Below are 25,096 nucleotides of genomic sequence, written 5' to 3' on the forward strand. Positions count from 1 at the left end.
AGCGGGGGGAGTGAAATGGCCGTCCACGGTCCCGCGATGACGGACGTTGCCCGTCTCGCCGGTGTCTCCCATCAGACGGTGTCGCGGGTGCTCAACGGGCACCCCAACGTCCGTGAGCAGACCCGACTTCGGGTACGCGCGGCGATCGCCGAACTCGGCTACCGCCCCAACGGCGCGGCACGCGCCCTGGTGACCGGTCGATCACAGGTCATCGGTGTGGTCGCGCAGAACACGACGCTCTACGGTCCGGCATCGCTGCTGGCCGCCCTGGAGCAGACCGCCGCCGAAGAGGGCTTCGCGGTCAGCGTCGGCAGCGTGCGAAACCTTGACCACCGCTCCATCTCGGCGGCCGTCGAGCGGCACCTGTCGCACCGGGTCGCCGGCATCGTGGTCATCGCCCCGGTCGAGTCGGCCGGTGAGGCGCTGGAGCGCCTTCCCAAGGATGTCCCGCTGGTCACCGTCGACGGTGACCCGAGCCGGCCGGTGCCGCTGGTGACTGTCGACCAGGTGGCGGGCGCCCGGGCGGCGACGCAACATCTGCTCGACGCCGGACACCGCACCGTCTGGCACGTCTCCGGCCCGACCGACTGGTTCGACAGCGTGGGGCGGATCGACGGATGGCGGCAGGCGTTGCTGGCCGCCGGGCTGGATCCGCCGCCGCCGATGCCGGGGGACTGGTCCGCGGCGTCGGGTTACCGGTGCGGGCAGATGTTGGCGCGGATGCCGGAGGTCACAGCGGTCTTCACCGCCAACGACCATCTCGCGCTGGGCGTGCTGCGGGCGCTGCACGAGTTCGGTCGACGGGTGCCGCACGAGATCAGCGTGGTCGGCTTCGACGACGTACCGGAGGCGGCGTACTTCATTCCGCCGCTGACCACCGTCCGACCGGACTTCGACGCGGTGGCGCGAGCGAGCCTGCAGATGCTGCTGTCCCAGATCGAGTCGGGCACCGGTGGGGCGCTGCGGCAGACCATCGCACCCGCTCTGGTCGCCCGCGAGAGCGTCGCCCCACCTCGCCACTGACTGTCGACCAACCGTAGGTCGCCCCGCATGGTGCGGGTAGTGGTCCCGCTGCCGTCCCGGCCCAGCGGTGCACGCGCGTGCGCGTAAGCGCCAGCACGCGCCAATTTTTGGCTTCCTCACCCGATAAGACGCGACTCGATGGGTTGCTGAGCGTCACCAATCGATGGCAAGCGATACGGCGCGGTGAAGGTATTGAACCTCGTGAAATGTCGCCGTAACATGATGGGCGTCTCTGTTAACGCTAACAAAAATGGCGTCCAACTATCGGCGTACCGACCAGAGATCGTAATCACGGGCGGGCGTCACCGACAAGGAGGCTCGATGAACCGCAATACCCGAGGTCGTCGCTGGGGGAGCGCACTGGCGGCCGGAATTCTGCTCGCCGGTGCCCTGGTCGGCCTTCGCGCTCCGACGGCGCAGGCACTGGACAACGGCGTGGCGCGCACTCCCCCCATGGGTTGGAATTCGTGGAACTCGTTCGGCTGCAACATCAACGAAGGGCTGATCCGGCAGACGGCGGACGCGATCGTCAGCAGCGGCATGCGGGACCTGGGCTACAACTACGTGGTGGTCGACGACTGCTGGTTCAACCCCAACCGGGACAGCTCCGGCAACATCCAGGGCGACCCCGGCCGGTTCCCCAGCGGCATGAAGGCGCTCGGCGACTACCTGCACGCCCGGAACCTGAAGTTCGGCCTGTACCAGGTGCCTGTCGACAAGACCTGCGCCCAGTACTTCGGCGCCTACCCCGGCGCGACGGGCAGCCGTGGCCACGAGGTGCAGGACGCGCGCCAGTTCGCGGCCTGGGGTGTCGACTTCCTCAAGTACGACTGGTGCTCGCCGGAGGGCAGCATCAACGACCAGGTGACCACCTTCGCCAAGATGCGTGACGCGTTGGCCGCCACCGGCCGGCCGATCGTCTACAGCATCAACTCCAACAGCATCCACTCCAAGACCGGCCCGCAGCGCAACTGGGGCGACGTGGCGAACATGTGGCGAACCACCGAGGACATCACCAACGCGTGGGACACCGGCCAGAGCAACGGGTACCCGATGGGCATCCAGAACATCATCAACGTGACAGTTCCGCTGGCGTCCTACGCGAGGCCGGGTGGGTTCAACGACCCCGACATGATGGAGGTCGGCCGCGGCGGCATGAACGACACGGAGATGCGCAGCCACTTCGCGATGTGGGCGATCATGGCGTCTCCGCTGATCGCCGGCAACGACGTACGGAACATGAACACCGCGACGCAGACCATCCTCAAGAACGCCAACCTGATCGCGATCAACCAGGACTCGCTCGGGTTGCAGGGGACGCAGGTGTCGTTCGACGGCACGCGTCGGGTGCTGGCCAAGCGGCTCGCCAACGGTGACGTCGCCGTCGCCCTCCTCAACCAGGGCGGCTCGACGACGACGATCTCGACCACGGCCGCGGCCATCGGCAAGTCCGGCTCGTCGTTCAACCTGGTGGAGGCGTGGACCGGTGGCACCAGCACCAGCAGCGGGACCATCAGCGCCAGCGTCCCCGCGCACGGCACCGTGGTGTACCGGGTCAGCGGTGGTGGAACGACTCCTCCGACGACGCCGCCGCCGAGCACGTCGAGCGCGTACGCCAGCGCCGCCTCCGGCCGCTGTCTCGACGTGCCGAACAGCAACACGACCAACGGCACGCAACCGGTCATCTGGGACTGCAACGGCGCCGCCAACCAGCGCTGGACCAGCAGCGGTCAGACCCTGCAGGCCCTGGGCAAGTGCCTGGACGCGCCGATGAACGCCGCTGCCGGCTCCAAGGTGCAGATCTGGGACTGCAACGGCGGGACCAACCAGCAATGGACGGTCAACGCCAACGGCACGATCAGCAACGCGCAGTCGGGGCTCTGCCTGGACGTCAACAACAACGCCACTGCCAACGGCACCACGGTGATCCTCTGGACCTGCACGGCGGCGGCGAACCAGCGGTGGTCGCAGCGGTAGCCGACCGGGGTCGCCGACCGTCGAGGTCGCGGCGACCCGCCTGATCCGACGGTAGTGCCGGTGCCCGCGGACGACAGACGTCGTTCGCGGGCATCGGTCTGTAGAGTGCTGCGGACGACCACGCTGAGTCGCCGCGTCCTACCCTTCCGACAGATCGGCCACATGGCTACGCTCGCCTGGATGCTCCGTTACGAGACCGTGACACCGGTATTTCGGATCTGGTGTTGACGCAATCTATGTGAGCGCTAACACTACCCGAAAGATGATACTTGGCCCCGGCAGTCGGCGGGGGAGTCCAGAGAGGAGAAGCCCGTGGGCAGGAAATTCCTGGTTGCTCTCGGCGGCGCGGCACTCGCGCTGAGTTTGGCGGCGTGCAGCGGCGGGGGTGCGGGCAGCGGTGAGAAGTCCGGCGACGAGAAGCCGAGCGATCTGACCATCGGCGTCTCGATGCCGACGCAGACCTCGGAGCGGTGGATCGCCGACGGCAACGCGGTGAAGTCGAAGCTGGAGGCCAAGGGCTACAAGGTCGACCTCCAGTACGCCGGCGACGACATCCCCACGCAGTCGCAGCAGGTCGACCAGATGATCACCCAGGGTGCCGATGTTCTGGTCCTCGCGGCGATCGACGGCACCGCGCTCAGCAGCCAGCTGCAGGCCGCCGCGGCCGCGAAGATCCCGGTCATCTCCTACGACCGGCTGATCCGTGGCAGCAAGGACGTCGACTTCTACGTCAGCTTCGACAACTACAAGGTTGGCGTCGCCCAGGGCACCGCGCTGCTCGTCGGTCTCGGCCTGCTGAACAAGGACGGCTCGAAGGGCACGGCCAAGGGGCCGCTGAACGTCGAGCTCTTCGCCGGGTCGCTGGATGACAACAACACCCAGTACTTCTTCGGCGGCGCGATGGACACGCTGAAGCCGTTCATCGAGAACGGCACGCTGGTCGTCAAGTCCAAGCAGACCACCCCCGAGCAGGTAGCCATCCTGCGGTGGCAGCAGGAGACCGCGCAGAAGCGGATGGAGAACCTGCTCACCTCCAGCTACAACGACGGCTCGAAGGTCGACGGGGTGCTCTCGCCGTACGACGGCATCTCCCGCGGCATCATCACCGCCCTGCAGAACGCCGGTTACGGCAAGGGCGCGAAGAAGCTCCCGGTGGTGACCGGCCAGGACGCGGAGATCGCCTCGATCAAGCTGATCAACGACGGCGTGCAGAGCTCCACTGTCTTCAAGGACACCCGGCTGCTGGCCGAGCAGGCCGTGAACGCTGCCGAGGCGTTCCTGCAGAAGAAGCAGCCGCAGGCCAACGACACCCAGACGTACAACAACGGCGTCAAGGTCGTCCCGGCGTACCTGCTGCCGATCGCGACCGTCTACAAGGACGACATCAAGGCGACGCTGATCGACTCCGGCTACTGGACCGCGGACGAGGTCGCCGCCGGTCAGGCCAAGAAGTAAGCCACTCGTCGGGCCCGGCGGTCACCCGCCGGGCCCGACGCCTGGGCGCGTACCACGTCCAGACCTGACGGAGGACAGTGACAATGGACGACACCATCCTCGAGATGCGTCGCATCACCAAGACCTTCCCCGGCGTGACCGCGCTGGAGGACGTCACCCTCGCAGTGCGCCGCGGGGAGATCCACGCCATCTGTGGTGAGAACGGCGCCGGCAAGTCCACCCTGATGAAGGTGCTGTCCGGCGTCTACCCGTCCGGCTCGTACGACGGCGAAATCCTCTTCGACGGCAAGCCGATGCAGTTCCGTGGCATCCGCGACAGCGAGGCCAACGGCATCGTCATCATCCACCAGGAGCTCGCCCTGGTGCCGTACCTGTCGATCGCGGAGAACATCTTCCTCGGCAACGAGCGGCGCGGCCGCAGCGGGCTCATCGACTGGAACTTCGCCAACGCCGAAGCGGCGAAGCTGCTGGCGTCCGTCGGGCTGCACGAGAACCCGGTCACCCCGGTCATCCAGCTCGGCGTCGGCAAGCAGCAGCTCGTGGAGATCGCCAAGGCGCTGTCGAAGAAGGTGCGCCTGCTCATCCTGGACGAGCCGACGGCCGCGCTCAACGACATCGACTCGGCGCACCTGCTCGACCTGTTGCGGGCACTCAAGGAGCAGGGCATCACCTGCATCATGATCTCGCACAAGCTCAACGAGATCACCGCCATCGCCGACTCGACCACAGTCATCCGCGACGGGCGCGCGGTGGAGACCCTCGACATGAGGTCCGACGAGGTGACCCAGCAGCGGATCATCCGGGGCATGGTCGGGCGCGACCTGGACAGCTTCTACCCCGACCGCGAGTCGTCCCCCGGTGACGAGGTCCTGCGCATCGAGGACTGGACGGTGCGGCACCCGGTCCAGGACCGGATGGTCGTGGAGGGCGTCGGCCTGTCCGTACGCGCCGGTGAGGTCGTCGGCATCGCCGGCCTGATGGGGGCCGGACGGACCGAGCTGGCCATGAGCGTCTTCGGTCGGTCCTACGGGCGCGACATCCGGGGCCGACTCTTCGTCCACGGGCGGGAGGTGCAGGCACGCACCGTCGCCGAGGCGATCGACAACGGCATCGCGTACGTCACCGAGGACCGCAAGCGCTACGGCCTCAACCTCATCGACGACGTGCGGCGCAACGTGTCCGCCGCCGCGTTGGACCGGCTGTCCCGCCTGGGCTGGGTGAACGGCAACGAGGAGATCAAGGTTGCCGAGTCGAGCCGCAAGGAGATGAACATCCGGACGCCGAGCGTCATGGCGGTGGTCGGCAAGCTCTCCGGCGGCAACCAGCAGAAGGTCGTGCTGTCGAAGTGGCTGTTCACCGACCCGGACGTGCTGATCCTCGACGAGCCCACCCGCGGGATCGACGTCGGCGCCAAGTACGAGATCTACACGATCATCAACCGGCTGGTGGCCGCCGGTAAGGCGGTGATCGTCATCTCCTCCGAGCTGCCGGAGCTGCTCGGAATGTGCGACCGCATCTACACCCTCGCCGCCGGCCGGATCACCGGCGAGATGCCGGTGGCCGAGGCGACTCAGGAGAGCCTCATGGAGCTGATGACCAAGGACAAGGAGCTCGTCGGATGACCAGCATCAAGACCCCTTCGACGGAGCGCCCCACGCCCCCGGACAGCCCGCCCACCGCCGCCCTGCACAGCGGGACGAGCGACCTGCGGGCGCTGGTGTTGAACAACCTGCGGCAGAGCGGGATCTACGTCGCCCTGGTCGTCATCGTCGCGCTCTTCGCGGTCCTGACCGACGGGGTGTTGCTGAGCCCCGGCAACATCACCAACATCGTCCTCCAGTACTCGTACATCCTGGTCCTCGCGATCGGGATGGTCATCCTGATCATCGGCGGGCACATCGACCTGTCGGTCGGATCGGTCGTCGCGCTCACCGGAGCGGTCTCCGCCGTCCTGGTGATCCAGCAGGGGCACCCCTGGTGGATCGGCGTCCTGGCCGCGCTGGTCGTCGGCGTAGCGGTCGGCGCGTGGCACGGGTTCTGGGTGGCGTACGCCGGCATTCCGGCCTTCATCGTGACCCTGGCCGGCATGCTGCTGTTCCGGGGTCTGACCCTGCGGGTGCTCGACAACATCTCGCTGTCGCCGTTCCCGTCCGAGTACCAGCAGGTCGCGGCGGGCTTCCTCAACGGCCTGCTCGGCGGGCAGGGCTTCGACGCCTTCACGTTGCTGATCGGCGCCATCGCCGTGGCCGGCTACGCGGTCAGCGGCTTCCGTACCCGCGTGGCGCGGATCCGCTACCAGCAGCCCGTCGAGTCGTTCCCGCTCTTCGTCGCCCGGGTCGTGCTGGTCGGCGCGGTCCTCATGTACTTCGCCTGGCAGTTGGCGCACGCCCGAGGGCTGCCGATCGTGCTGATCATCCTGGCGGTCCTGGTGCTGGTCTACGGCCTGCTCACCCGGCGTACCGTCTTCGGTCGCCAGGTCTACGCGATCGGCGGCAACCTGTCGGCGGCGGCGCTGTCCGGGGTGAAGGTCCGCACCGTCAACTTCTGGATGTTCGTCAACATGGGCTTCCTGGCGGCGGTGGCCGGCGTCATCTACTCGTCGCGGTCGAATGGCGCTCAGCCCGCCGCCGGCAACATGTTCGAGCTGGACGCGATCGCCGCGGCCTTCATCGGCGGCGCGGCGGTAACCGGTGGCGTGGGCACCGTGGTGGGCGCGATGGTCGGCGGTCTGATCATGGCGGTGATGAGCAACGGCATGCAGCTGATGGGCATCGACCAGTCGACCCAGTCGGTGGTGAAGGGTCTCGTCCTGCTCGTCGCGGTCGCCTTCGACGTCTACAACAAGCGTCGCGCCGGCACGGCCCGCTGACGACTGACGGTTCGACCGTGCCCCCTGCCCGCCTCGCGGACAGGGGGCACGCGTCCGTCAGTGGCAGGTGGTGGTGCCGCTGTCGGTGTAGGTCTGGCCGGCCACCGGCACGAACTGCCAGTCATAGCTGTTGGAGTGCAGCGTGAACTTCAGTAGGCCCCACGCCGAGCTGTTGCGCGCCTCGCTGTTGGGCTGGATGGTGCCGAAGCCGTAGTGGCCGGCGCCGCCCATCCCGGCGACGAAGCTGCGCAGACCACGGCTGGTGTCGGCGCCACCGGCCGGGTTCATCGGGGCGAACCGCTCGTAGACGTGGTTGTGCCCCCAGACCACGACGTCGGCGTTGTAGTCGTAGAGGGCCTGGTACAGCGGGCGCGTCGACGTCGACGGGGCATGGTTGGAGCTGGACGTGAACAGCGGGTGGTGCCAGTACGCGATGGTGCACGGCTTGCTGCTCGCGGCCAGGTCCCCGCGCAGCCACTGCTCCTGCGTCGAGCCGGCCGACATGCTGATGTTCGAGTTCAGCGACACGACGTGCCAGTTGCCGAGGTCGAACGAGTAGTAGCCGCGACCGCTCGGGCCGGCCGACGTACCGAAGTAGTTGTAGTAGCCGGTCGCGCCCGACGTGTTGTAGTCGTGGTTGCCCGGCGACGGGCGGGTGCGGGACTTGTGCCGACCCCAGGTGGGCTCGTAGTAGTTGTTGAACTGCGACGCCGTCCCGCTGTCGTAGACGTTGTCGCCGGTGGTGAAGACCGTTCCCGGGATGCTGTCGAGCAGAGTCGCCGTGGCGCTGTCGCCGGAGCCCGAGTCGGCGATGTCGCCGGCGCCGACGAACACCGGGTCGCCCGACGGGGGTGTCGTGGTGCTCCCGGTGGTGACCACCAGTTGCGGAGCGTCGGCGCCACTCTCGCGGGTGTCGTAGTAGGCGCCGTCGCCGCTGGTCGAGGTGGCACCGAAGCTGTACGTGCCGTTGCCGGTGACCGCGGCCGTGACGTCGACCTCGTACCAGGTGTTGCCGCTGACCGCGCCGATCGTGCCGAGCGTGGCCCCGTCGATGGTCGGCTGGTTGTTCCAGGTGGTGCCGGTCTCCGACCAGGTCGTGTTGGACATCCGGCGGAACGTGCCACCGGCGTCGCTGCCGCTGTTGCCGCTGATCGTGCGCAGTCGCAGCTTGGCGCCGGTCACAGTGCCGCTGACACCGCTCACAGTGAAGCGCAGGAACGAGCGCCGCACTGGCGAGTTGTCGACGACGACCTGCGTTGACGTGCCGTAGTTGGTGGTGGCCGCGTCGCTCTGGACGTAGGTGTCGGCGACGGGCGTGAAGGTCACGCTGGCCGCCGACGCCGCGCCGGCGCTTGTCACGACGACGGCGGCGGTCGCGGCGACGATCACCGTGACCACCCCCAGCGTCACCGACGGACGGGGGAATCGAATGTCCATCCAGGACTCCTTACCTCGTGGGAAGAGCGCAAGGAATGTAGGAAGGTCGATGAGCCGGGAGGCGACGGCCGGATGAACACCACGTCCCGGCAGGCGAACACCTCACTGTTGGGAGCTCGTTCACCCGTCCCACGCCCGGACGCCACTCGCGGTCCGTTGTGCGCCCTGCACTGAGTACGGACGATGGCAGCCCGTCGACTGCCGATCAGAGGAGATGCTCGTGTACCTGTCGACCGTCTCCCGACCGGTCGCCGACCAACCGGGATCGGGGCCTCGACGCCGCCGGCTCGCGATGGTCAGCGGCAACGTCGTAGCGCTCGGCACTGTCAGTCTGATCACCGACGTGTCGGCCGAGATGGTGGCCGCGGTCCTGCCGCTCTATCTGGTGCTGGGCCTGCACCTCAGCCCGGTGGCCTTCGGTGTGCTGGACGGCGTCCACACCGGCGCCACCGCGCTGCTTCGGGTCGTCGGCGGTTTCGCCGCCGACCGGTTCCGGCGGCGCAAGCTGATCGCCGGCGTCGGGTACGCGCTTTCGGCGGTCGCGAAGCTCGGCCTGCTGCTCGCCGGTCGGTCGATCCCGGCGATCGGTGCCGTCATCGCCGTCGACCGGCTCGGCAAGGGGGTGCGGAGCGCGCCGCGCGACGCGCTGATCACGCTCTCCACGCCACCCGAGGCGCTGGGTCGGGCGTTCGGAGTGCACCGGGCGATGGACAGCGTCGGCGCGTTCCTCGGGCCGCTCGCCGCGTTCGCGGTCCTGCTGGTCGTCGGGCAGTCGTACGACGCGGTCTTCGTCACCAGTTTCTGCATCGCGGCCCTGGCCGTCGTGGTGCTGGTGCTCTTCGTCCGGGAGCAGCCGCCCGGCGAGGCGGCGGAGGGGAGCAACGACCCGAAGGTCTCCGTCCGCGAGGCGCTCGGGCTGCTGCGCCGCGGACGGGCCCGGCGGTTGGTGCTGGCCGCCGCGCTGCTCGGCCTCGCCACCATCGGCGACGGCTTCGTCTACCTGCTGCTGCAACGCCGAATGGACCTCGGCCTGCGCTGGTTTCCGCTGCTCGCGGTGGGAACCAGCCTGGCGTACCTGCTGCTGGCCGGCCCGGTCGACGGTTGGCCACTGATCGCCCTGGCGCTGACGCTGTACGGCGCCTTCTACGCGGCCACCGACGGCGTGCTCATCGCGCTCGCCGGTCCGGTGCTGCCGGCGCGCCTGCGGACCACCGGGATCGCGTTGGTGCAGACCGGGCAGGCGCTCGCGTACCTCGTCTCGTCGGTGCTGTTCGGTCTGGCCTGGCAGGCGTGGGGGCCCCAGACCGCGATCCGCGTGGCGGCCGTGGCCGTCGCGGGCGCCCTCGTCGGCACGCTGTTCCTGCTGGCCACCCCATCCCGACTCACCACCCGGAAGGTGCCCCGATGACAGCGATGTCGACCCGAGCGAAGCTCGGCGTGGTGGTCGCCTCGACAGTGCTGTTGGGGGCGGTGGCGGCCGGCTACGCCGCCACCGCCGCGGAGGCTCCCGGGACACCGCCATCCGCCGGCGGCGAGCAGGCAGTCACCCTGACGTCCGGGCCGCGCCTGCTGGCGATCACCGACCGGCACGTCTCCACCGTCGCCGCGACCGACCCCGGCGGGCCGCGCACCGTCGCCGGCCTGGAATGCCTCCGGGTGTACGCGGCGGCCGGCACCGGCGTGTGCCTGAAGCCGGAGACCGCGTGGTCGTACCAGGTTGTCGTGCTCGACGCGATGCTGCGCCAGACCCGGGCGGTCAGTGTGCCAGGGCTGCCGAACCGGGCCCGGGTCTCGGCCTCCGGCCGGATGGTCTCCTGGACGACGTTCGTCGGTGGCGACTCGTACACCGCCAGTGGCTTCTCCACCCGCACCGGGATCCTCGACACCCGCACCGGCACCACTGTTGCCTCGCTCGAAGAGTTCGCCATCACCCGGGACGGCCGGGGCTACCGCAACGCGGACGTCAACTACTGGGGTGTCACCTTCACCGCCGACGACAACCGCTTCTACGCGACGATGGCGACCGGTGGTGAGAGGTACCTCGTCCGGGGTGACCTCGCGGCTCGTACTGTCGAGACGCTGAAGGAGAACGTCGAGTGCCCGTCGCTGTCACCGGACGGCACCCGGCTCGCGTTCAAGGAGGCGGTCGACGCCGACCCGGCGAAGGGCTGGCGGCTGTCGGTTCTGGACCTGTCGAGCATGCGGGTCACCGCGACCGCCGAGGTGCGCAGCGTCGATGACCAGGCCGCGTGGCTGGACAACGGCGAGCTGGCCTACACGCTGCGCCGGGACGACGGCCAGCCCGACGTCTGGAGCGTCAGGGCGGACGGGGCCGGCACACCGACGTTGGTGATCCCCGGCGCGGAGTCGCCGTCCCCGCTCACCTGAAGGTCCGTCCCCGGCCCCGGCGGTCCGGACACCTGAACGCCTTGGCGCGGACAGCATTCCGTCATGTCGGATTCCTCCCCGCAGCCATCGCCGTTCATCGACGTTCCCGAGGCTGTTGACCATGACAAGGCTGAGCCGTCGCATATTCGTCCTCAGTGGACTCGTCACCGCCGGAGTCGCGGTGACACCCCGTCAGGGTGCCCGCGCCGCGGTGCCGTACCCCTTCAAGCTCGGTGTGGCGTCCGGTGATCCGGCCCCCGACAGCGTGGTCCTCTGGACCCGGCTGGCACCGTCCCCGCTCAACGCCGACGGGCAGGGCGGCATGGCCAACGCCGACGTGACGGTGGAGTGGCAGGTGTCCGCGACCGACCGGTTCACCTCGCTGGTCGCCTCCGGCTCGGTGGTCGCCCGGTACGCCGACGCGCACTCCGTGCACGCCATCGCGGGCGGGCTCGCCGCCGACTCCGACTACTACTACCGGTTCCGGGCCCAGGGTCAGATTTCGCCGGTCGGGCGGACCCGGACCGCCCCGGCGCCCAGCGCCTTCGGCCGCGACCTGGTGATGGCCTTCGCCTCCTGCGCCCACTACGAGGCCGGCTACTACACCGCGTACCGGCGGATGGCCGAGGACAACCCCGGCCTGATCCTGCACCTCGGTGACTACATCTACGAGGGCGGCGTCGGCAGCTCCACTGTGCGACAGCACCTCGGCGCCGAGATCGTGTCGCTGGCCGACTACCGCCGCCGGTACGCGCTGTACAAGTCCGACCCGGACCTGCAGGCGGCCCACGCGGCGGCACCCTGGCTGGTGGTGCCGGACGACCACGAGGTGGAGAACAACTACGCCAACATGGTCCGCAACGACAGCAGCCCGACGCTGACAGCAGCCCAGTGGACCGCCCGGCGCACCGCCGCGTACCGGGCCTACTACGAGAACATGCCCCTGCGACCCGCGTCCGCCGCCAACGGCAACGGCATCCCGCTGTACCGACGGGTCCGGTGGGGGCAGCTCGCCACCTTCCACATGCTCGACACCCGCCAGTTCCGCGACGACCAGGCGTGCGGGGACGGCTGGAAGGTCTGCGCCGACGCGGACCTGGCCTCCCGGTCGCTGACCGGCGCCAGCCAGGAGGCGTGGCTGCTCGACGGGTTGGCCCAGCGCTACGGCACCTGGGACATCCTCGGCCAGCAGGTCTTCTTCGCCCAGCAGCTCGACGCGAACGGGGCGGCGAGCATGGACGCGTGGGACGGCTACCGGGCCTCCCGCAGCCGCATCCAGACCGGCTGGCAGCAGCGTGGGGTGCGCAACCCGCTGGTGCTCACCGGCGACGTGCACCGGTCGTGGGCCAACGATCTCAAGGCCGACTACGCCAACCCGTCCTCGGCCACCATCGGCACCGAACTGGTCTGCACCTCGATCAGTTCCACCGGCAACGGCAGCGGCAGCACCACGGTCCCGAACGCGGCGGCCAACCCGCACCTGAAGTTCTACTCGGACCGGCGCGGCTACGTCCGTACCACGATCAGCCGCAGCCAGGTCCGCGCGGACTTCCGCGCGGTGAACACCGTGACCGAGCACGGCGCGGCGGCGTCCTCAGTGCGCTCGTTCGTCATCCTCGACGGCCAGCCCGGCCTGCAGGCCGGGTAAGGGAGAGAGCCACCATGACCGTGATCACCGCACTGCTCACCGCGTCCCTGCTGGTCCCGAACGTGGTTCCCGGCCCGACCGCGATGACCGCCGAGGCGGTCACCTGGACCACCGCGAACAGCGTCGCCACCGGCGACCAGGACCTGCCCTCCATCGCCATGAACCGCATCGGTCACGTCGCCGTGGTCTGGGAGGACGACCGGGACAGCGCCGCCCCGGAGGACGACACCCACAGCGAGATCTACCTGCGGCTGTTCCGCGACGGCACCCCCGCGTACGAGCTGAAGCTCTCCACCGGGGGGACCAGCGGAGCCACCTGGCGACACCTCAGCCCCGACGTGGGGCTCGACGACCGGGGCAACGCCGTGGTGGTCTGGGCCGCCGACGGCGACGGCAACGGCGTCTACAACATCCAGTACCGGGTGGTGTCACCCACCGGCGCGGTGCTCGGCTCGGGACAGGCCAACGCCAGCGACGCCGGGCAGCAGATCTGGCCGAAGGTCGGCGTCGACCCGGACGGCTCGCCCACCACCGCCGCCGTCGCCTTCACCGTGGTCTGGGAGGACGTGCAGGGAACCGCTCCGGCCACCGTCAAGGCCGCCGGCTTCACCGCGGCCACCACCAAGGCGTACGAGGTGACCGCCTCACAGACGACGGGCACGCACCACCGTCCCGACGTGGCGGTGTCCGCCTCCGGCGAGGCGCTGGTGGTCTGGGACGAGGACGCCGACGCGAACGGCTCGTACAACATTGGGCTGACCCGGTTGGCCCGGTCCAACGGCGCCGTGGCGCTGTCGCGGCGGACGGCCAACGCCCAGAGCGGCGGGCAGCAGCAGCGTGCCTCGGTCGCGGCGAACTTCGCCGGTGACTTCACCGTCGGGTGGGAATCCGACCATCTCGGCACCCGTGGTGTCTGGGCTCGATCGTTCACCGCGACGGGTACGGCCCGGCACGCTGAGGTGCCGGTCTCCACCGGCACCGGTGCCGTCGCTCCCGCTGTCGGCATCGACGACCAGGACAACGTCGTGGTCGGCTGGACGGTGTCCGGCACCAACCCGGACGTCTGGGCGCGCGGCCTCAACCCGGACGGCACGTCCACCGGCCGGCTGGCGGCTCAGGCGCTGAGCCAGACCACTACCGGTCGCCAGGAGCACTTCGCGGTCGCCGCGTCGCCCTGGGGTGAGGTGAGCGGTTGCTACACCGACGACAACGACGGCAACTCCTTCGACCAGGTGCTCCTCGGCCTGGGGACGACGAACTCCACCTGGCTGATGTCCGCCGACGAGCTGCGCCGCCTGAAGGCACGGGGCACCCCGACCCACTGAGCCGGGCGTGATCCACTCGGGTTCGGTGAAGTCGCGGTGTCCCCGGTAGTGGGACACCGCGACTTCCGCAAAACCGTGTCGATCGCACGAAGTAGAGCCACCACAGGCACACGGTCGCGGCGAGGCGCAGGGTCTGCCGGCGACACTGCGGGTTGATGTAGGAAACCTTCGATGGGTGCGTTGACTTTGATGGTTTACTACACAACAATCAGCTTCAATATTTACGCCCATCTCTTTTGTTGGCCGGTAGCCCCTGCTCAATCCCGCCAGCACACCCACCCCTCAGCGGCCGCGTGCGCTCCATCGCTCCGGCCTGGACCCCATGGAAAGTGAGGCCACGATGAGACACGGTCGGCGACTGGTCGGCGGCGCAGCCGCGGCCCTGTTGATGGTCACGAGCCTGATCGGGGCGGCGCCCAGCGCCGCTGCCGCGGCGGCCACCCCCGCGCTCACCGACGCGGTGACCGCCAAGCTGCTCGGCGGCGCGAAGGTGTCCACCGCCGCGCGACCGGAGACCCGGGTCACCGTCAGCCGCACCAGCGGCAGGTGGGCGTTCGGCACCGCTGTCGCGCTCGCGCCCCGCCAGGAGGACGCCCACCCGACCGGGTCGATCTTCATTGCCCGGTCCGAGCCCGCCGGGTGGCGGATCGCCTTCGACGGCGAGGCCGCCTTCGGCGAACTGGCCGCCGCGTCGCCCCTGACGACGGCGCAGGAGAGGAACGTTCTCACCACCACCCCGACCCCGATGTACGCGGGCGGCGACTACCGGACCGGAATGGCACTGCCGTTCGGTGTCGGCCAGACCTGGACGCTCACCAGCGGCCCGCACGGCTGGGGCGGAACCGAGTCACCGTACAGCTCGGTCGACCTGGCCGGCGGCGACCAGGTGGTCCGCGCCGCCCGCGCCGGAGCGGCGTACACGATGTGCCAGGGGTGGATCCGGGTCATCCACGACCGGGGCTACTCGACCGACTACTACCACCTGTGGAACAGCATCTCCGTCAACGGCGCCAGCGTCGGCCAGGGTGCCGTCCTGGGCAACACCGGCACCGACGTCACCTGCGGCGGGGCCGCCTACGGCCGGCACGTCCACTTCGGGCTCCGACAGAACAGCGCGTACGTGCCGATCGCCGGCCACGACATCGGCAAGTGGGTGCTGAACAACGGCGCCGCCGCGTACCAGGGCGGGGCGCGGCACGGGTCAGCCTGGGCCGGTGCCGGCGGCGGCCTGTACAACTTCGGCGCGCTCGGCTTCAACCAGGGGGTGGTCGACGCGAACGGCGGCGGGGTGCTCACCCGACGTGCCGGGCCGGGGACCGGCTACGGCTCGCTGGGCTCGGTGGCCGACGGCGCCACGGTCACCATCTCCTGTTCCGCCAACGGCACCTCCCACACCGGGCGGTACGGCACGACGGCGCTCTGGAACCGGTTGAGCGACGGCAGTTGGGTGTCCGACGCCTACCTGTCGACAGGTGTGAACGGCCCGATCAACGGTTGGTGCTGACGAGGTTCATCCCCGCGGGTTGGCGGCCCACCGGCCGCCAACCCGCAGTAACCGCAAGGAGGGCTCATGTCCGTTCGCACCTTCCACGGAGGCCGGCTCCTGCTCGCCCTGACCACCGCCCTGACCGGAGTCGTCGCGGTCGCCTCACCGGCTGTCGCCGCCCCCGGCGGTACGCCAGCGCCGGCCGCCCCGCTGGCCGTCGCGTTCGACACCGCCGCCGCGCGGTACGACGTTCCGCGCGACCTGCTGGTGGCGCTGGGGTACGCCGAGTCGCGGCTGGACATGCACGCCAGCACACCGAGCGCGGCCGGCGGCCACGGGCTGATGCACCTGGCGAGCACCCCTGGCGTGCGCACCCTGGACGAGGCTGCCGCGCTCACCCGGCTCAGTCCGGCCGCGCTGCGCACCGAACCCGCGGCGAACGTGCTCGGGGCCGCCGCCGTGCTGCGCTCATACGCCGATCAGGCGGGTCTCACCGCCGCGACGCGCGACGACGTGAACGTCTGGTACGGACCGGTCGCCCGGTACGGCGCAAGCAGCGAGGCGCCGGTCGCGCGGCTCTACGCCGACACCGTCTACGACCTGCTGCGGGTCGGGTTCACCGGGCGCGGCGAGGCGGTGGCCGGGCGTCCGGTCGCGCCCCGGCGGGGTGGCCTGGAGCGGGCCGCCGTGCTCGGCGGGATCGGCACCCTCAGCACCGACTACGGGCCGGCCGCGTGGGCGCCGGCCAGCACGAGCAACTACACGGTGGCCAGCCGACCGGGCAGCCACCCGGTGACCCACATCGTCATCCACACCGCGCAGGGCTCGTACTCCGGCACCGTCAGCTGGTTCCAGAACCCGGCGGCCCAGGCCAGCGCGCACTACACCCTCCGGTCCTCCGACGGGGCCGTCACGCAGTCCGTACGGGAAAAGGACATCGCCTGGCACGCCGGCAACTGGACCTACAACACCCAGTCGATCGGCATCGAGCACGAGGGGTACGTCGACAATCCCGCCTGGCTCACCGACGCGATGTACCGCGCCTCGGCCGCGCTCACCCGCAGCCTCGCCACCAAGTACGGCATCCCGAAGGACCGGGCGCACATCATCGCCCACCACGAGGTGCCGGGCGCCACCCACACCGACCCGGGCCCGAACTGGAACTGGACCTACTACCTGCAACTGGTGAACGGGGTCACCGGCATCGGCTCCGGCACTGTGATCGCCTCCGCGTCCAGCCTCAACGTGCGTTCCGGCCCCGGTGTCAGCCACCCGGTCGTCGGCTCGGTCACCGACGGCGCCACAGTCGCCGTCTACTGCCAGGCCGTCGGCAGCACGGTCACCGGCCCGTACGGCACGACCGCCGTCTGGAACCGGATCGGCACCAACCGCTACGTCTCCGACGCCTATCTGCTGACCGGCCACGACGGGTACATCCCGAACGTGCCGCGCTGCTGAGTGGGCGCTACGACCAGCACCGCTCAGTCTTCGAAGAGCAGGTCGAGGTGGGCGTCCAGCGCGCCCAGCGCCTGTTCGGCGGTGTACTGCCCACCCAGCAGGTAGACACCGAGCCCCTCCATCAGGGCCAGCAGGCCGGAAGCGGCGGCGGTGCCGTGGCGGTCGGGCAGGACGCTGGCGATGAACCCGGTGAACTGTGCCGTGTCCTCGTGCAGGCTGGGCGCGGCCGACGGTCGCACCGCCGTGTAGGCCAGGAACGCGAGCGCCACCCGCCCGTTGTCGCGGGTGCCCTCGTCGAGCGGCAGCAGCGCGGCGAGCATCGTGCGCAGCAGCAGTCGAGGCGACGGGGTCTCGCCCAGTCGTGCCACCGCCTCGGTGACCCGGAGCTGGCTGCGCTCACGTACCACGCTCAACGCGAACGCCATCATCTCGTCCTTGGTCCGGAAGTAGTGCTGGACCATCCCGGCGGACACCCCGGCCTCGGCAGCCACGTGTCGGAGGCTGACGGCCTCCAGGCCCTGATCCGCGGCGACCCGCATCAGCGCGTCCGCGATGAGGGTGCGTCGCTCCTGGTGATCGACCTTCTTGGGCATGGCCTCGATCGTTTCACAGTGGGTGGCCCGGAGACTCCGCCAGCGCGGCGGTCACCGGCTGACGGTCCGGCTGACCGGGGTGCCCCGCGCGCTGCGCAGCAGGCCGTCCGGGTCGTCGGCGTACAGTCGCAGCTCGTTCACCGGCGTGGACCCGGTCTTGGGCAGGTCGAAGGTCAGCGGCCGGCGCAGCAGGACGTCGATGCTGGTCTGGCTGCCGACCGAGATGGACACCACCCGCCGGTCGCCCTCCTGCTCGACCTGCACCGATCTGCTCGACGGTAGCGAACGGTGGCGCTTGCGCAGCGCCTCGACGTCCGTCCACGGGATCCAGATGTCGATGCCCCAGCTGAGCCGCACCCGCAGGCCGCGGTCGCCCACGACGTGGGGGTGGATCGTCATGCTGGCGAACAGGCCGATCATCCAGAGCAGACCCCAGATGCCGAGGCCCAGCACAATCCAGCGGGCGGGCCGCCACGGCACCACGTGGGTGACCACCACGTCGAAGATCGGGATCTCCACTACCGACAGGCCGATGAAGATGCCCAGGATCGGCTTGACCACGCCGAGATAGCCGAACGGCTCGTCGCCGGGCCCCAGCGGCAGTGGACGACGCCGCGCCCACACGTACAGGCTGCGCCACGTCGCGGCCTCGGCCTCGGCCGCCCGACCCAGCAGCGGGCCCACCCGCGCCCTGGTCGGTGTCTTCGTGTCGGTCATGGTCGTCCTTCTTGATCTTGAGCTGCCGGTCCGTGCGGCGTGACGGTTCCGGCGCCGCCGTCCACCGTGACGAGCTGCCCGGTGGTGATGGTCCGGGTGGCGTCCGGCACGCAGATGACTGCGGGAATGCCGTACTCACGGGCCACCGTCGGACCGTGCGCCATGATCGCGCCGGTCTCGGTGACCAGCGCCGCCGCGGTGAGGAACAGCGGGGTCCAGCCGGGGTCCGTGGTAGCGGCGACCAGGACTTCGCCGGGCTCGATGTGGGCGGTGCCCGGGTCGTGCACGACGCGGGCGGGGCCGGTCACCCGGCCCGCCGACGCACCCACTCCGGCGAGCGTCCCGTCGCCTGTCGATGCCGCCGGCAGGACGGTCTCGACATCCGTGCCGTCGGAGAGCAGTGCCACCGGCACCGTCCGACGCCGCAGCTCCCGGCGGTGCACGGTCCGTCGGGCGGTGACGGTGCCGCGCAGGTCAACACCCTGGTGTACGGAGCTGTGCACCTCGTCGAGGGTCAGGAACATGATGTCGTCGGGCTGGTCCAGCAACCCGCGGCCGTGCAGGTCGGCGCCGATGTGCAGCAGTTGGCGACGGGTCTCGCGCAGCGGGTACAGCCCGGCGAACTTGCCGGCCTCGCGCAGGCCGGCCAACGACCGCGCCCGGCGCAACAGGAAACCGGCGATCCTGCCCCGCACCGGCCGCCGACGGCGAGCCCGGGTGACCAGTTCCTCCAACGCTGTCTCCGCAGCCGAGGCGGCCCGCTGGAAGCGCTGGTCGGGACCCTGTTGCGGATCGGTGACCCGTAGGTAGTTGGCGATCGCGGCGAAGACCGGCGTGGGGTCCTCCGCCCAGCGCGGCACCCCGAGGTCGACTTCGGCGACGCCCCGGTGCCCGTAGGCGTCCAGGAAAGCCGTCATGCCGATGTCGGGCAGCGTCCCGCGCAGGTGGCGTGCGGCCAACTCGGCCGGCGGGGTGTCGAGGAGAAGCTGGCGGTGGTCGCCCACGCCCTGGGCGAGCCGCCACAGGGCCAGGTCCATCTCAATTGTGACGTTGTGCGGCATGCCGCCGAGCACCGTGTGGACCTCGTCCGGGCCGGCGATGCCCTTGAGCAGGGCGGTCGGCAGGGCGGCGGCGAGCATCCCGGCGACGATCGGCCACATGATCGCGTCGGCGCTGTCGTCGGTGTCGTCGTCCTGCGCCTGCACGAAGCGCAGCCGGTCGGCGGTGGTGAGCAACTCGGCGGGGGCGGCTGAGCTCACCCTCAGCTGCTCGATCGCCTCGAACATCCGGGTCCGCGCGGCCTCGGGACGGGCCAGCGCCCGCAGGATTCCCACCACCGCGCGGCGGGCCGTCCGCAGCGACGCGCCCCTGGTCGCTCCACCGCGCCGGACGCCGCCGCTGGTCGCGGCGAACCGGGGATCGGCCAGCACGTGCTGCATCACCGCCTGGGCGCGCGGCCCGAAGTCGACAGCCAGGAGCTTCACCAGTCGCTTGCGGGACGACCGGTCGCGCGCGAGGTCGGTCAGGTCGCCGTAGAGGCGGCCGCCGATGTCGACGATCTCGACCCGCACCCCGAGCGCGGCGAGCATCGCGGCGATCTGCGTCCGCAGTGTCGACATGCCCATCGGGGTGACAGGTTGCAGCATGCCCTGAACGTGCCCGAACTCCAGGTAGACGCGGGGGAGGGGCTTCTCGCTGACCGGCGGTGCGGGGAACAGGCTGGTGATCGGCCGGGACTGGAGGAGCCACAGCACGTCGTCAGCGTCGATCGCCCACTCGACATCCTGCGGGCAGCCGAAGTGGGCCTGCAACCGCTCGCCGGTGGCGCGCAGGCCTGCCAGTTGCGCGGACGTCAGGCATCCGGCCTCGGTGCGCGTGACGCCGTCGAGGGAGTAGTGGTCGACGGCGGTGGCGCCGTCGACCACTGTCGTGCCGAGGCCGGGGGCGGCGTCGACGGCCATCTCGTCGCGACGCCCGGTCAGCGGGTTCGCTGTGAACAGCACTCCCGCCACGGCGGGTGTGACCATGCGCTGCACGACGACGGCCATCCGTACCGTCTGGTGATCGATGCCGCGGGCGTCGCGGTAGGCGGTCGCGCGGTCGCCGTGCAGCGAAGCCCAGCATTTCTCGACGGCGGCGATCAGCTCGGCGGTGCCGGTGACGTTGAGGACTGTGTCCTGCTGCCCGGCGAAGCTCGCGTCCGGCAGGTCCTCGGCGGTGGCGCTGGAGCGCACCGCCACCGGGCCCGCGCCGAGCCGCTGGTACGCGGTGACGATCTCGGCAGTGGGCACGACGCCGAGCCGGTGTGCCTCGGTGGTGACGCAGAAACCGTCGGGGACCCGCTCGCCGTGCCGGATCAGCTCGCCCAGCCCGGCCGCCTTACCACCGACCAGGGCACTCATGGCGGCGGTCACCTCGGACAATGCGATCACCTGCATGGCAGCTCACTCTCATTGCAATACAACTGCATTGCGTCCGACGGTATCTCGTTCACGATTCGACTGCAATGTCAAAGCTGTGTGCGGGCGACCTCGAAGCCGGGATGTTGCCGCTGTCTGCCATGCTCGGGCCGGTGACGACCGGTCGCCCCACCAGATCCCGCTCCCACCGCCGCCCTCGAAGCCGTGCCATCCGCGCCCTGCTCGTGCTCGTCGCGGCGGCGGCCGTTCTGGGCGTCGTGGTGGTCGCGGTGCCGATGCTGCGACCGGCCGGGCCGCGCCCGCTCTTCCAGATGCCGGTGACCTGCGGCGAGACGTGGCAGCTCAGCACCTACCCCGGTCACGACGACTACGACGTCGATTTCTTCCCCGTCGAGGGCGAGACGTGGGGGCGGCCCGTGCTCGCCTCGTACGCCGGCACGGTGACCGTGGCGGGCATCAACGGCTCGCTGGGCGGCCGGACCCCGGAGGACCCGGACGGCCCACGGGGACGCGGCGGCGGCTACTGGGTGAAGATCGACCACGGCGGCAAGTGGGAGACGCAGTACCTGCACATGCTCGAACCGCCACTGGTCACTGTCGGTCAGAAGGTCGCCCAGGGTGACCAGATCGGGCGGCTCGGCAGCACCGGCAACTCCGGAGCTCCGCACCTGCACTACGAGCAGCGCCGCGGCTGGGACAAGGTGGAGACCCACTTCGACGGCAAACCGTCGGGCATCACCACCGACGAACGCGAACAGATCCTGCGGCGGGTGAGCAACAACTGCCCGGCCGTCTCCTGAGGACCGCGGTTTGCCCGGCCCGGCTCGGGGCACTGATTGGGGGGACAGTGCAGACGCAGGGAGGGAGCCGGCCATGGTCAAGGGTGATGTCGACACGTACCACGAGGACGGGCAGTGGAAGAACAAGCCGGAGGGCCAGGAGCGGGCCAGCAGCACGCATGACGTGAAGGCTGACGCGCAGGCCCAGGGCCGCGAGATGGCGGCCGACCGCGGCGTCGAACACGTGGTCAAGAAGCAGGACGGCACGATCGGGGAGAAGAACACCTACCCCCGCAGCCGCGACCCTCGGGACATCGAGGGCTGACAGCTTCCAGTCTCAGCGGACCGACCTCATCGGCGTGATCGAGGGGGTCGGTCCGCTTCTGCGCGGTCGGGTACCACGACGGCTTTGCCGCTGTCCGAGAAATATGGGCGTTTTGGGGGGATATAGTCCGTATCGGGACTGGAGTGAACGCTGGGAGTAGGCATGTCGTTTCGGGGCCGGAGTCGGCCGATCAGCAGCGCAGCGCTGGTGGCGGCCGTGATCGCAGGGGTTTTCGCGGTCGCGTCGCTCCCCGCGTGGGCGGCCGGGTCCGTGCTGTTCGACCAGCCGTTTCACAACAACACCCCGGACGGCGTCGGCCCGGTGACAGTGCCCGGCGTGCCACTCGCGACCGCGACCAACGTCGCCTGCCTGAGCGCCGCCGGCAACTCGACCATCGGCCCGCTACTGAGCTGCCCGACGGCGACCGATCCGCAGGGCTCGGGCAAGCTGCGGCTCACCCCGGCTGTCGCGAACCGGCAGGGCGGAGTGTTCGGTGCGGTGAGCGTGCCCACCTCCCAGGGGTTGCACGTCACCTTCAACACCTATCAGTACGGCGGGATCAGCACCGGAGCGGACGGCCTGGCGTTCACGCTGGCCGCTGTCGACCCCGCCAACCCGCGGTCCCCGGCGGTGATCGGCCAGTCGGGCGGATCACTGGGCTACTCGGCGGCGTTCAACGGCGGCTCGGTGGGTCTGTCCAACGGCTACCTGGGCATCGGGCTGGACGTCTTCGGCAACTTCAGCAACAGCCTCTACCAGGGCACCGGCTGCACGAATCCGCCCTACATCTCGACCACCAACACGCGGGTCCCCGGCCAGGTGGTGATCCGGGGGCCGGGCCGTAACGGGGTCGGCTACTGCGCGATCAACAGCACCGCCACCAACACGTCCTCGGCCGCGCTGCCGTTACGGGCCAGCACCCGGGCCGCCTCGGTGGTGCCGGTCGAGGTGGTCGCCAACACCACCGCGTCGCCGTTCACCACCGACACCGGCATCACCGTGCCGGCCGGGGAGTACCGGGTCAGGTTCACCCCGGTCGGCGGGTCGGCGCGGACCCTGGCCGGCAGCCTCCCGGTCGTGTCGCCGAGCCTGTACCCGTCACCGACCTGGCTCAACGCCAGCGGCTACCCCCGGCAACTCGCCTTCGGCTGGGTGGGCTCCACCGGTTCGGTCACCGACTTCCACGAGATCGACAACGTGCGGGCGGTCAGCTTCAACCCGGTGCCGGACCTGAACGTGTCGCAGACCAGCGCGGTCGGGGCCGCACCGCAGCCCGGTGATCCGGTCACCTACTCGATCACCGCCGGGGTCGATGCCGGGACCGCCGAGACATCGCCGATCTCGGTCACCCAGACCGTGCCCACAGGTGTCGTGCCGCGTGGCGCGTTCGGCTCCGGCTGGGTCTGCGCCGCACCATCCGGACAGAGCGTCACCTGCACCAACAGCAACGGCCCGTTCGCCGGCGGAACCTCCCTGCCGCCGATCACGGTCGTGGCGACCGTCACCGGCACCGGAGTGACGCCGGCACTGATCCAGACCGCGACGGTGGCGACGTCGTCGTCGATCGACGCGAACCCGGGCTACTCCTCCGTCGCCACAGCGGTTGCGCCGGCCACCGCACCGAGCGGCGTGACCGTCACCCCCGCGCAGAGCACGATCTCCGGGGGCATCGCGGTCACCGTCGGCGGCAGCAACCTCACCGGCGCGACAGCGATCACCATCGGTACGGCCGCCGAGCAGCAGGCCGGCACCTCGGTGGTGCTGTTGCCGTGCAGCTCCGGCCCGGCCGCCGGCTGCTTCACCGTGAACCCCGAGGGCACCCTCGGCATCTCCAGCATGCCGGCCCGGTCCAGCCCGGCGACGGTCACGGTCAGCGTGGCCACCCGAGGCTCCACCGGATCGGCGACCTACGTCTACGCGGCCGCGCCGAACAGCCCGGCCACACCCACCGCGACCGCGGGCGTCAGCAGCGCCACGGTGAGCTGGATTGCGCCGGCGAGCAACGGCAGCCCGATCACCAGCTACCTGATCACCCCGATCCGGGACGGCGTCACCCAGCCGACCCTCACCTTCGACGCCTCCACCACCAGCCGCACCCTGACCGGGCTGACCGTCGGCGCGTCCTACACCTTCCGCGTGGCGGCGGTGAACGCGTACGGCACCGGTGCGGCCAGCCCACCCTCGGCGGCGGTCGTCCCGTACACACTGCCCGGAGCGCCGACGAACACCTCGGCCACCGCGGGTACCAACGCCGCCACGGTGAGCTGGACCGCCCCGGCCAACGGAAGTTCACCGATCACCGGATACACAGTGACGCCCTACCTCGGCGGGGTGGCGCAAAGCCCGCAGACCTTCGCCGGGACCGCGACGACCCAGGTCGTCACCGGGTTGACGGCCGGTGCCGCCTACACCTTCCGCGTGGCCGCGACGAACGCCGCCGGGACCGGCCCGCAGTCGGTTCCCTCCGCGTCGGTGACGGTCAACCCGCCGCCGACGCTGACCTTCCCACCGCCGCCACCCGGCAAGGCGTACGACCCGTACCAGTACCAGCTCACGGTGACCGGCGGCACCGGCCCGTTCGCCTGGTCGGTCAGCGCCGGGAGCCTGCCCGCCGGGCTGACTCTCGACCCGGTCACCGGCCTGCTCTCCGGCACGCCCACCGTGTCCGGCACGTTCCCGTTCACCGTCCGGGTGACCGACTCGTTCGATCAGTCCGCGACCCGACCGGTCGACCTGGTCATCGCCCCGCTCGGTGGGCTCTCCATCAGCGTCCCGGCGATCTCGGCGCTCGGCACCGTCGCCTCGGGCACGACAGGCGTCTCGGGCCAACTCGGCCCGGTGACCGTCACCGACGACCGCGGGCCGTTCTCCGGCAACTGGGTCACCGTCGTCTCGAGCACGAGCTTCACCACGGGCTCTGGATCGGGCGGCGAGACCATCCCCAACAGCAACATCACGTACGCCTCCGGGGCCGCCCTTGCCAGCACCGGGGTCGGATCCTTCGTCCCGCAGCCCGGGGCGGTGCTGAACACCCCGCGTAGAGCCGCCGGCTGGTCCGGACAGACCGGAGGCCCGAACACCGTCACCTGGAACCCCACCCTGTTGGTGAGCCTCCCGTCCGAGCTGGTGGTCGGCGACTACGTGGCGGTCGTGACGCACTCCGTCATCTAGCTCAGCCGGCTGTTCATTCCCGGCC

The 25,096-nt window shown here is 70.3% G+C and carries 18 protein-coding genes; 14 read left to right on the forward strand and 4 right to left on the reverse strand.

Annotated features, from left to right (window positions below; all coding sequences use genetic code 11):
• Positions 1–36 precede the first annotated feature (36 nt).
• From AB0K35_RS17305 to mmsB, 5 genes are all read left to right on the forward strand, one after another.
• Positions 37–1,023, forward strand: coding sequence for a LacI family DNA-binding transcriptional regulator (locus AB0K35_RS17305; RefSeq protein WP_210781556.1), 987 nt, complete (start codon positions 37–39; stop codon positions 1,021–1,023).
• A 321-nt stretch (positions 1,024–1,344) separates the two neighbouring features.
• The gene (locus AB0K35_RS17310; protein WP_238669242.1) at positions 1,345–3,000 is read left to right on the forward strand and encodes a glycoside hydrolase family 27 protein; all 1,656 of its coding nucleotides are present in this window, start codon (positions 1,345–1,347) and stop codon (positions 2,998–3,000) included.
• Between the two features lie 312 nt (positions 3,001–3,312).
• Positions 3,313–4,455 carry a multiple monosaccharide ABC transporter substrate-binding protein gene (gene chvE / locus AB0K35_RS17315; protein WP_112624825.1) on the forward strand — a complete coding sequence of 381 codons (1,143 nt, stop codon included), beginning with the start codon at positions 3,313–3,315 and terminating at the stop codon, positions 4,453–4,455.
• Positions 4,456–4,538: 83 nt separating this feature from the next.
• Positions 4,539–6,077, forward strand: coding sequence for a multiple monosaccharide ABC transporter ATP-binding protein (gene mmsA / locus AB0K35_RS17320; protein ID WP_238669243.1), 1,539 nt, complete (start codon positions 4,539–4,541; stop codon positions 6,075–6,077).
• On the forward strand, positions 6,074–7,324 hold the full coding sequence (mmsB, locus tag AB0K35_RS17325; RefSeq protein ID WP_238669244.1) for a multiple monosaccharide ABC transporter permease: 1,251 nt from the start codon (positions 6,074–6,076) through the stop codon (positions 7,322–7,324). Before mmsA ends, mmsB begins: the two co-directional genes overlap by 4 nt.
• A 57-nt stretch (positions 7,325–7,381) precedes the next feature.
• On the opposite strand, the gene AB0K35_RS17330 is transcribed toward mmsB, so the two are convergent.
• Positions 7,382–8,761 carry a DNRLRE domain-containing protein gene (locus AB0K35_RS17330; protein ID WP_238669245.1) on the reverse strand — a complete coding sequence of 460 codons (1,380 nt, stop codon included), beginning with the start codon at positions 8,759–8,761 and terminating at the stop codon, positions 7,382–7,384.
• A 220-nt stretch (positions 8,762–8,981) separates the two neighbouring features.
• Here AB0K35_RS17330 and AB0K35_RS17335 point away from each other — a divergent pair, with 220 nt between their 5' ends.
• The 6 genes from AB0K35_RS17335 (at position 8,982) to AB0K35_RS17360 (ending at position 17,066) form a co-directional block, all read left to right on the forward strand.
• Entirely contained in the window at positions 8,982–10,169 is a 1,188-nt protein-coding gene (locus AB0K35_RS17335; protein ID WP_363886191.1) for an MFS transporter, read from the forward strand.
• Positions 10,166–11,149, forward strand: a complete 984-nt coding sequence (locus tag AB0K35_RS17340; protein ID WP_363886194.1) for a hypothetical protein — start codon at positions 10,166–10,168, stop codon at positions 11,147–11,149. The genes AB0K35_RS17335 and AB0K35_RS17340 overlap by 4 nt, the downstream gene beginning before the upstream one ends.
• 121 nt (positions 11,150–11,270) lie before the next feature.
• Positions 11,271–12,797: an alkaline phosphatase D family protein gene (locus AB0K35_RS17345; RefSeq protein ID WP_363886196.1), complete on the forward strand. Its 1,527-nt coding sequence runs from the start codon at positions 11,271–11,273 to the stop codon at positions 12,795–12,797.
• Between the two features lie 14 nt (positions 12,798–12,811).
• Complete coding sequence (locus AB0K35_RS17350) at positions 12,812–14,122, forward strand: hypothetical protein (protein WP_363886199.1); 1,311 nt, start codon at positions 12,812–12,814, stop codon at positions 14,120–14,122.
• A gap of 340 nt (positions 14,123–14,462) precedes the next feature.
• On the forward strand, positions 14,463–15,626 hold the full coding sequence (locus AB0K35_RS17355) for a peptidoglycan DD-metalloendopeptidase family protein (protein ID WP_363886201.1): 1,164 nt from the start codon (positions 14,463–14,465) through the stop codon (positions 15,624–15,626).
• A gap of 66 nt (positions 15,627–15,692) precedes the next feature.
• Positions 15,693–17,066: an N-acetylmuramoyl-L-alanine amidase gene (locus AB0K35_RS17360; RefSeq protein WP_363886204.1), complete on the forward strand. Its 1,374-nt coding sequence runs from the start codon at positions 15,693–15,695 to the stop codon at positions 17,064–17,066.
• A 23-nt stretch (positions 17,067–17,089) separates the two neighbouring features.
• Here the strand turns inward: AB0K35_RS17360 and AB0K35_RS17365 are convergent, their stop codons facing one another.
• From AB0K35_RS17365 to AB0K35_RS17375, 3 genes are read right to left on the reverse strand one after another with little or no spacing between them, the layout of a single operon-like run.
• Positions 17,090–17,659 carry a TetR/AcrR family transcriptional regulator gene (locus tag AB0K35_RS17365; protein WP_238669252.1) on the reverse strand — a complete coding sequence of 190 codons (570 nt, stop codon included), beginning with the start codon at positions 17,657–17,659 and terminating at the stop codon, positions 17,090–17,092.
• A gap of 51 nt (positions 17,660–17,710) precedes the next feature.
• On the reverse strand, positions 17,711–18,376 hold the full coding sequence (locus tag AB0K35_RS17370) for a hypothetical protein (RefSeq protein ID WP_363886206.1): 666 nt from the start codon (positions 18,374–18,376) through the stop codon (positions 17,711–17,713).
• A complete protein-coding gene (locus AB0K35_RS17375) occupies positions 18,373–20,814 on the reverse strand; it encodes a PEP/pyruvate-binding domain-containing protein (RefSeq protein WP_363886208.1) in 2,442 nt (813 codons plus the stop codon). The genes AB0K35_RS17370 and AB0K35_RS17375 overlap by 4 nt, the downstream gene beginning before the upstream one ends.
• A gap of 134 nt (positions 20,815–20,948) precedes the next feature.
• On the opposite strand from AB0K35_RS17375, the gene AB0K35_RS17380 reads away from it, so the two are divergent.
• The 3 genes from AB0K35_RS17380 to AB0K35_RS17390 all read left to right on the forward strand — a co-directional run bounded on the left by AB0K35_RS17380 (position 20,949) and on the right by AB0K35_RS17390 (position 25,071).
• Entirely contained in the window at positions 20,949–21,596 is a 648-nt protein-coding gene (locus AB0K35_RS17380; RefSeq protein WP_363886210.1) for a M23 family metallopeptidase, read from the forward strand.
• A gap of 73 nt (positions 21,597–21,669) precedes the next feature.
• The gene (locus AB0K35_RS17385; protein ID WP_238669256.1) at positions 21,670–21,900 is read left to right on the forward strand and encodes a DUF2188 domain-containing protein; all 231 of its coding nucleotides are present in this window, start codon (positions 21,670–21,672) and stop codon (positions 21,898–21,900) included.
• A 216-nt stretch (positions 21,901–22,116) separates the two neighbouring features.
• On the forward strand, positions 22,117–25,071 hold the full coding sequence (locus AB0K35_RS17390) for a fibronectin type III domain-containing protein (RefSeq protein WP_363886213.1): 2,955 nt from the start codon (positions 22,117–22,119) through the stop codon (positions 25,069–25,071).
• The last annotated feature ends 25 nt before the right edge of the window (positions 25,072–25,096 follow it).

The sequence above is a fragment of the Micromonospora sp. NPDC053740 genome (assembly GCF_040677775.1).
GTDB lineage: Bacteria > Actinomycetota > Actinomycetes > Mycobacteriales > Micromonosporaceae > Micromonospora > Micromonospora alfalfae.

Bases quoted from the DNA above. Each gene is read 5' to 3' on its own strand.
- AB0K35_RS17345 (WP_363886196.1), top strand. From the start codon at position 11,271: ATGACAAGGCTGAGCCGTCGCATATTCGTCCTCAGTGGACTCGTCACC.
- mmsB (WP_238669244.1), top strand. From the start codon at position 6,074: ATGACCAGCATCAAGACCCCTTCGACGGAGCGCCCCACGCCCCCGGAC.
- AB0K35_RS17340 (WP_363886194.1), top strand. From the start codon at position 10,166: ATGACAGCGATGTCGACCCGAGCGAAGCTCGGCGTGGTGGTCGCCTCG.
- AB0K35_RS17350 (WP_363886199.1), top strand. From the start codon at position 12,812: ATGACCGTGATCACCGCACTGCTCACCGCGTCCCTGCTGGTCCCGAAC.
- AB0K35_RS17360 (WP_363886204.1), top strand. From the start codon at position 15,693: ATGTCCGTTCGCACCTTCCACGGAGGCCGGCTCCTGCTCGCCCTGACC.
- AB0K35_RS17385 (WP_238669256.1), top strand. From the start codon at position 21,670: ATGGTCAAGGGTGATGTCGACACGTACCACGAGGACGGGCAGTGGAAG.
- AB0K35_RS17370 (WP_363886206.1), bottom strand. From the start codon at position 18,376: ATGACCGACACGAAGACACCGACCAGGGCGCGGGTGGGCCCGCTGCTG.
- AB0K35_RS17355 (WP_363886201.1), top strand. From the start codon at position 14,463: ATGAGACACGGTCGGCGACTGGTCGGCGGCGCAGCCGCGGCCCTGTTG.
- mmsA (WP_238669243.1), top strand. From the start codon at position 4,539: ATGGACGACACCATCCTCGAGATGCGTCGCATCACCAAGACCTTCCCC.
- AB0K35_RS17330 (WP_238669245.1), bottom strand. From the start codon at position 8,761: ATGGACATTCGATTCCCCCGTCCGTCGGTGACGCTGGGGGTGGTCACG.
- AB0K35_RS17310 (WP_238669242.1), top strand. From the start codon at position 1,345: ATGAACCGCAATACCCGAGGTCGTCGCTGGGGGAGCGCACTGGCGGCC.
- AB0K35_RS17305 (WP_210781556.1), top strand. From the start codon at position 37: ATGACGGACGTTGCCCGTCTCGCCGGTGTCTCCCATCAGACGGTGTCG.
- AB0K35_RS17375 (WP_363886208.1), bottom strand. From the start codon at position 20,814: ATGCAGGTGATCGCATTGTCCGAGGTGACCGCCGCCATGAGTGCCCTG.
- AB0K35_RS17365 (WP_238669252.1), bottom strand. From the start codon at position 17,659: ATGCCCAAGAAGGTCGATCACCAGGAGCGACGCACCCTCATCGCGGAC.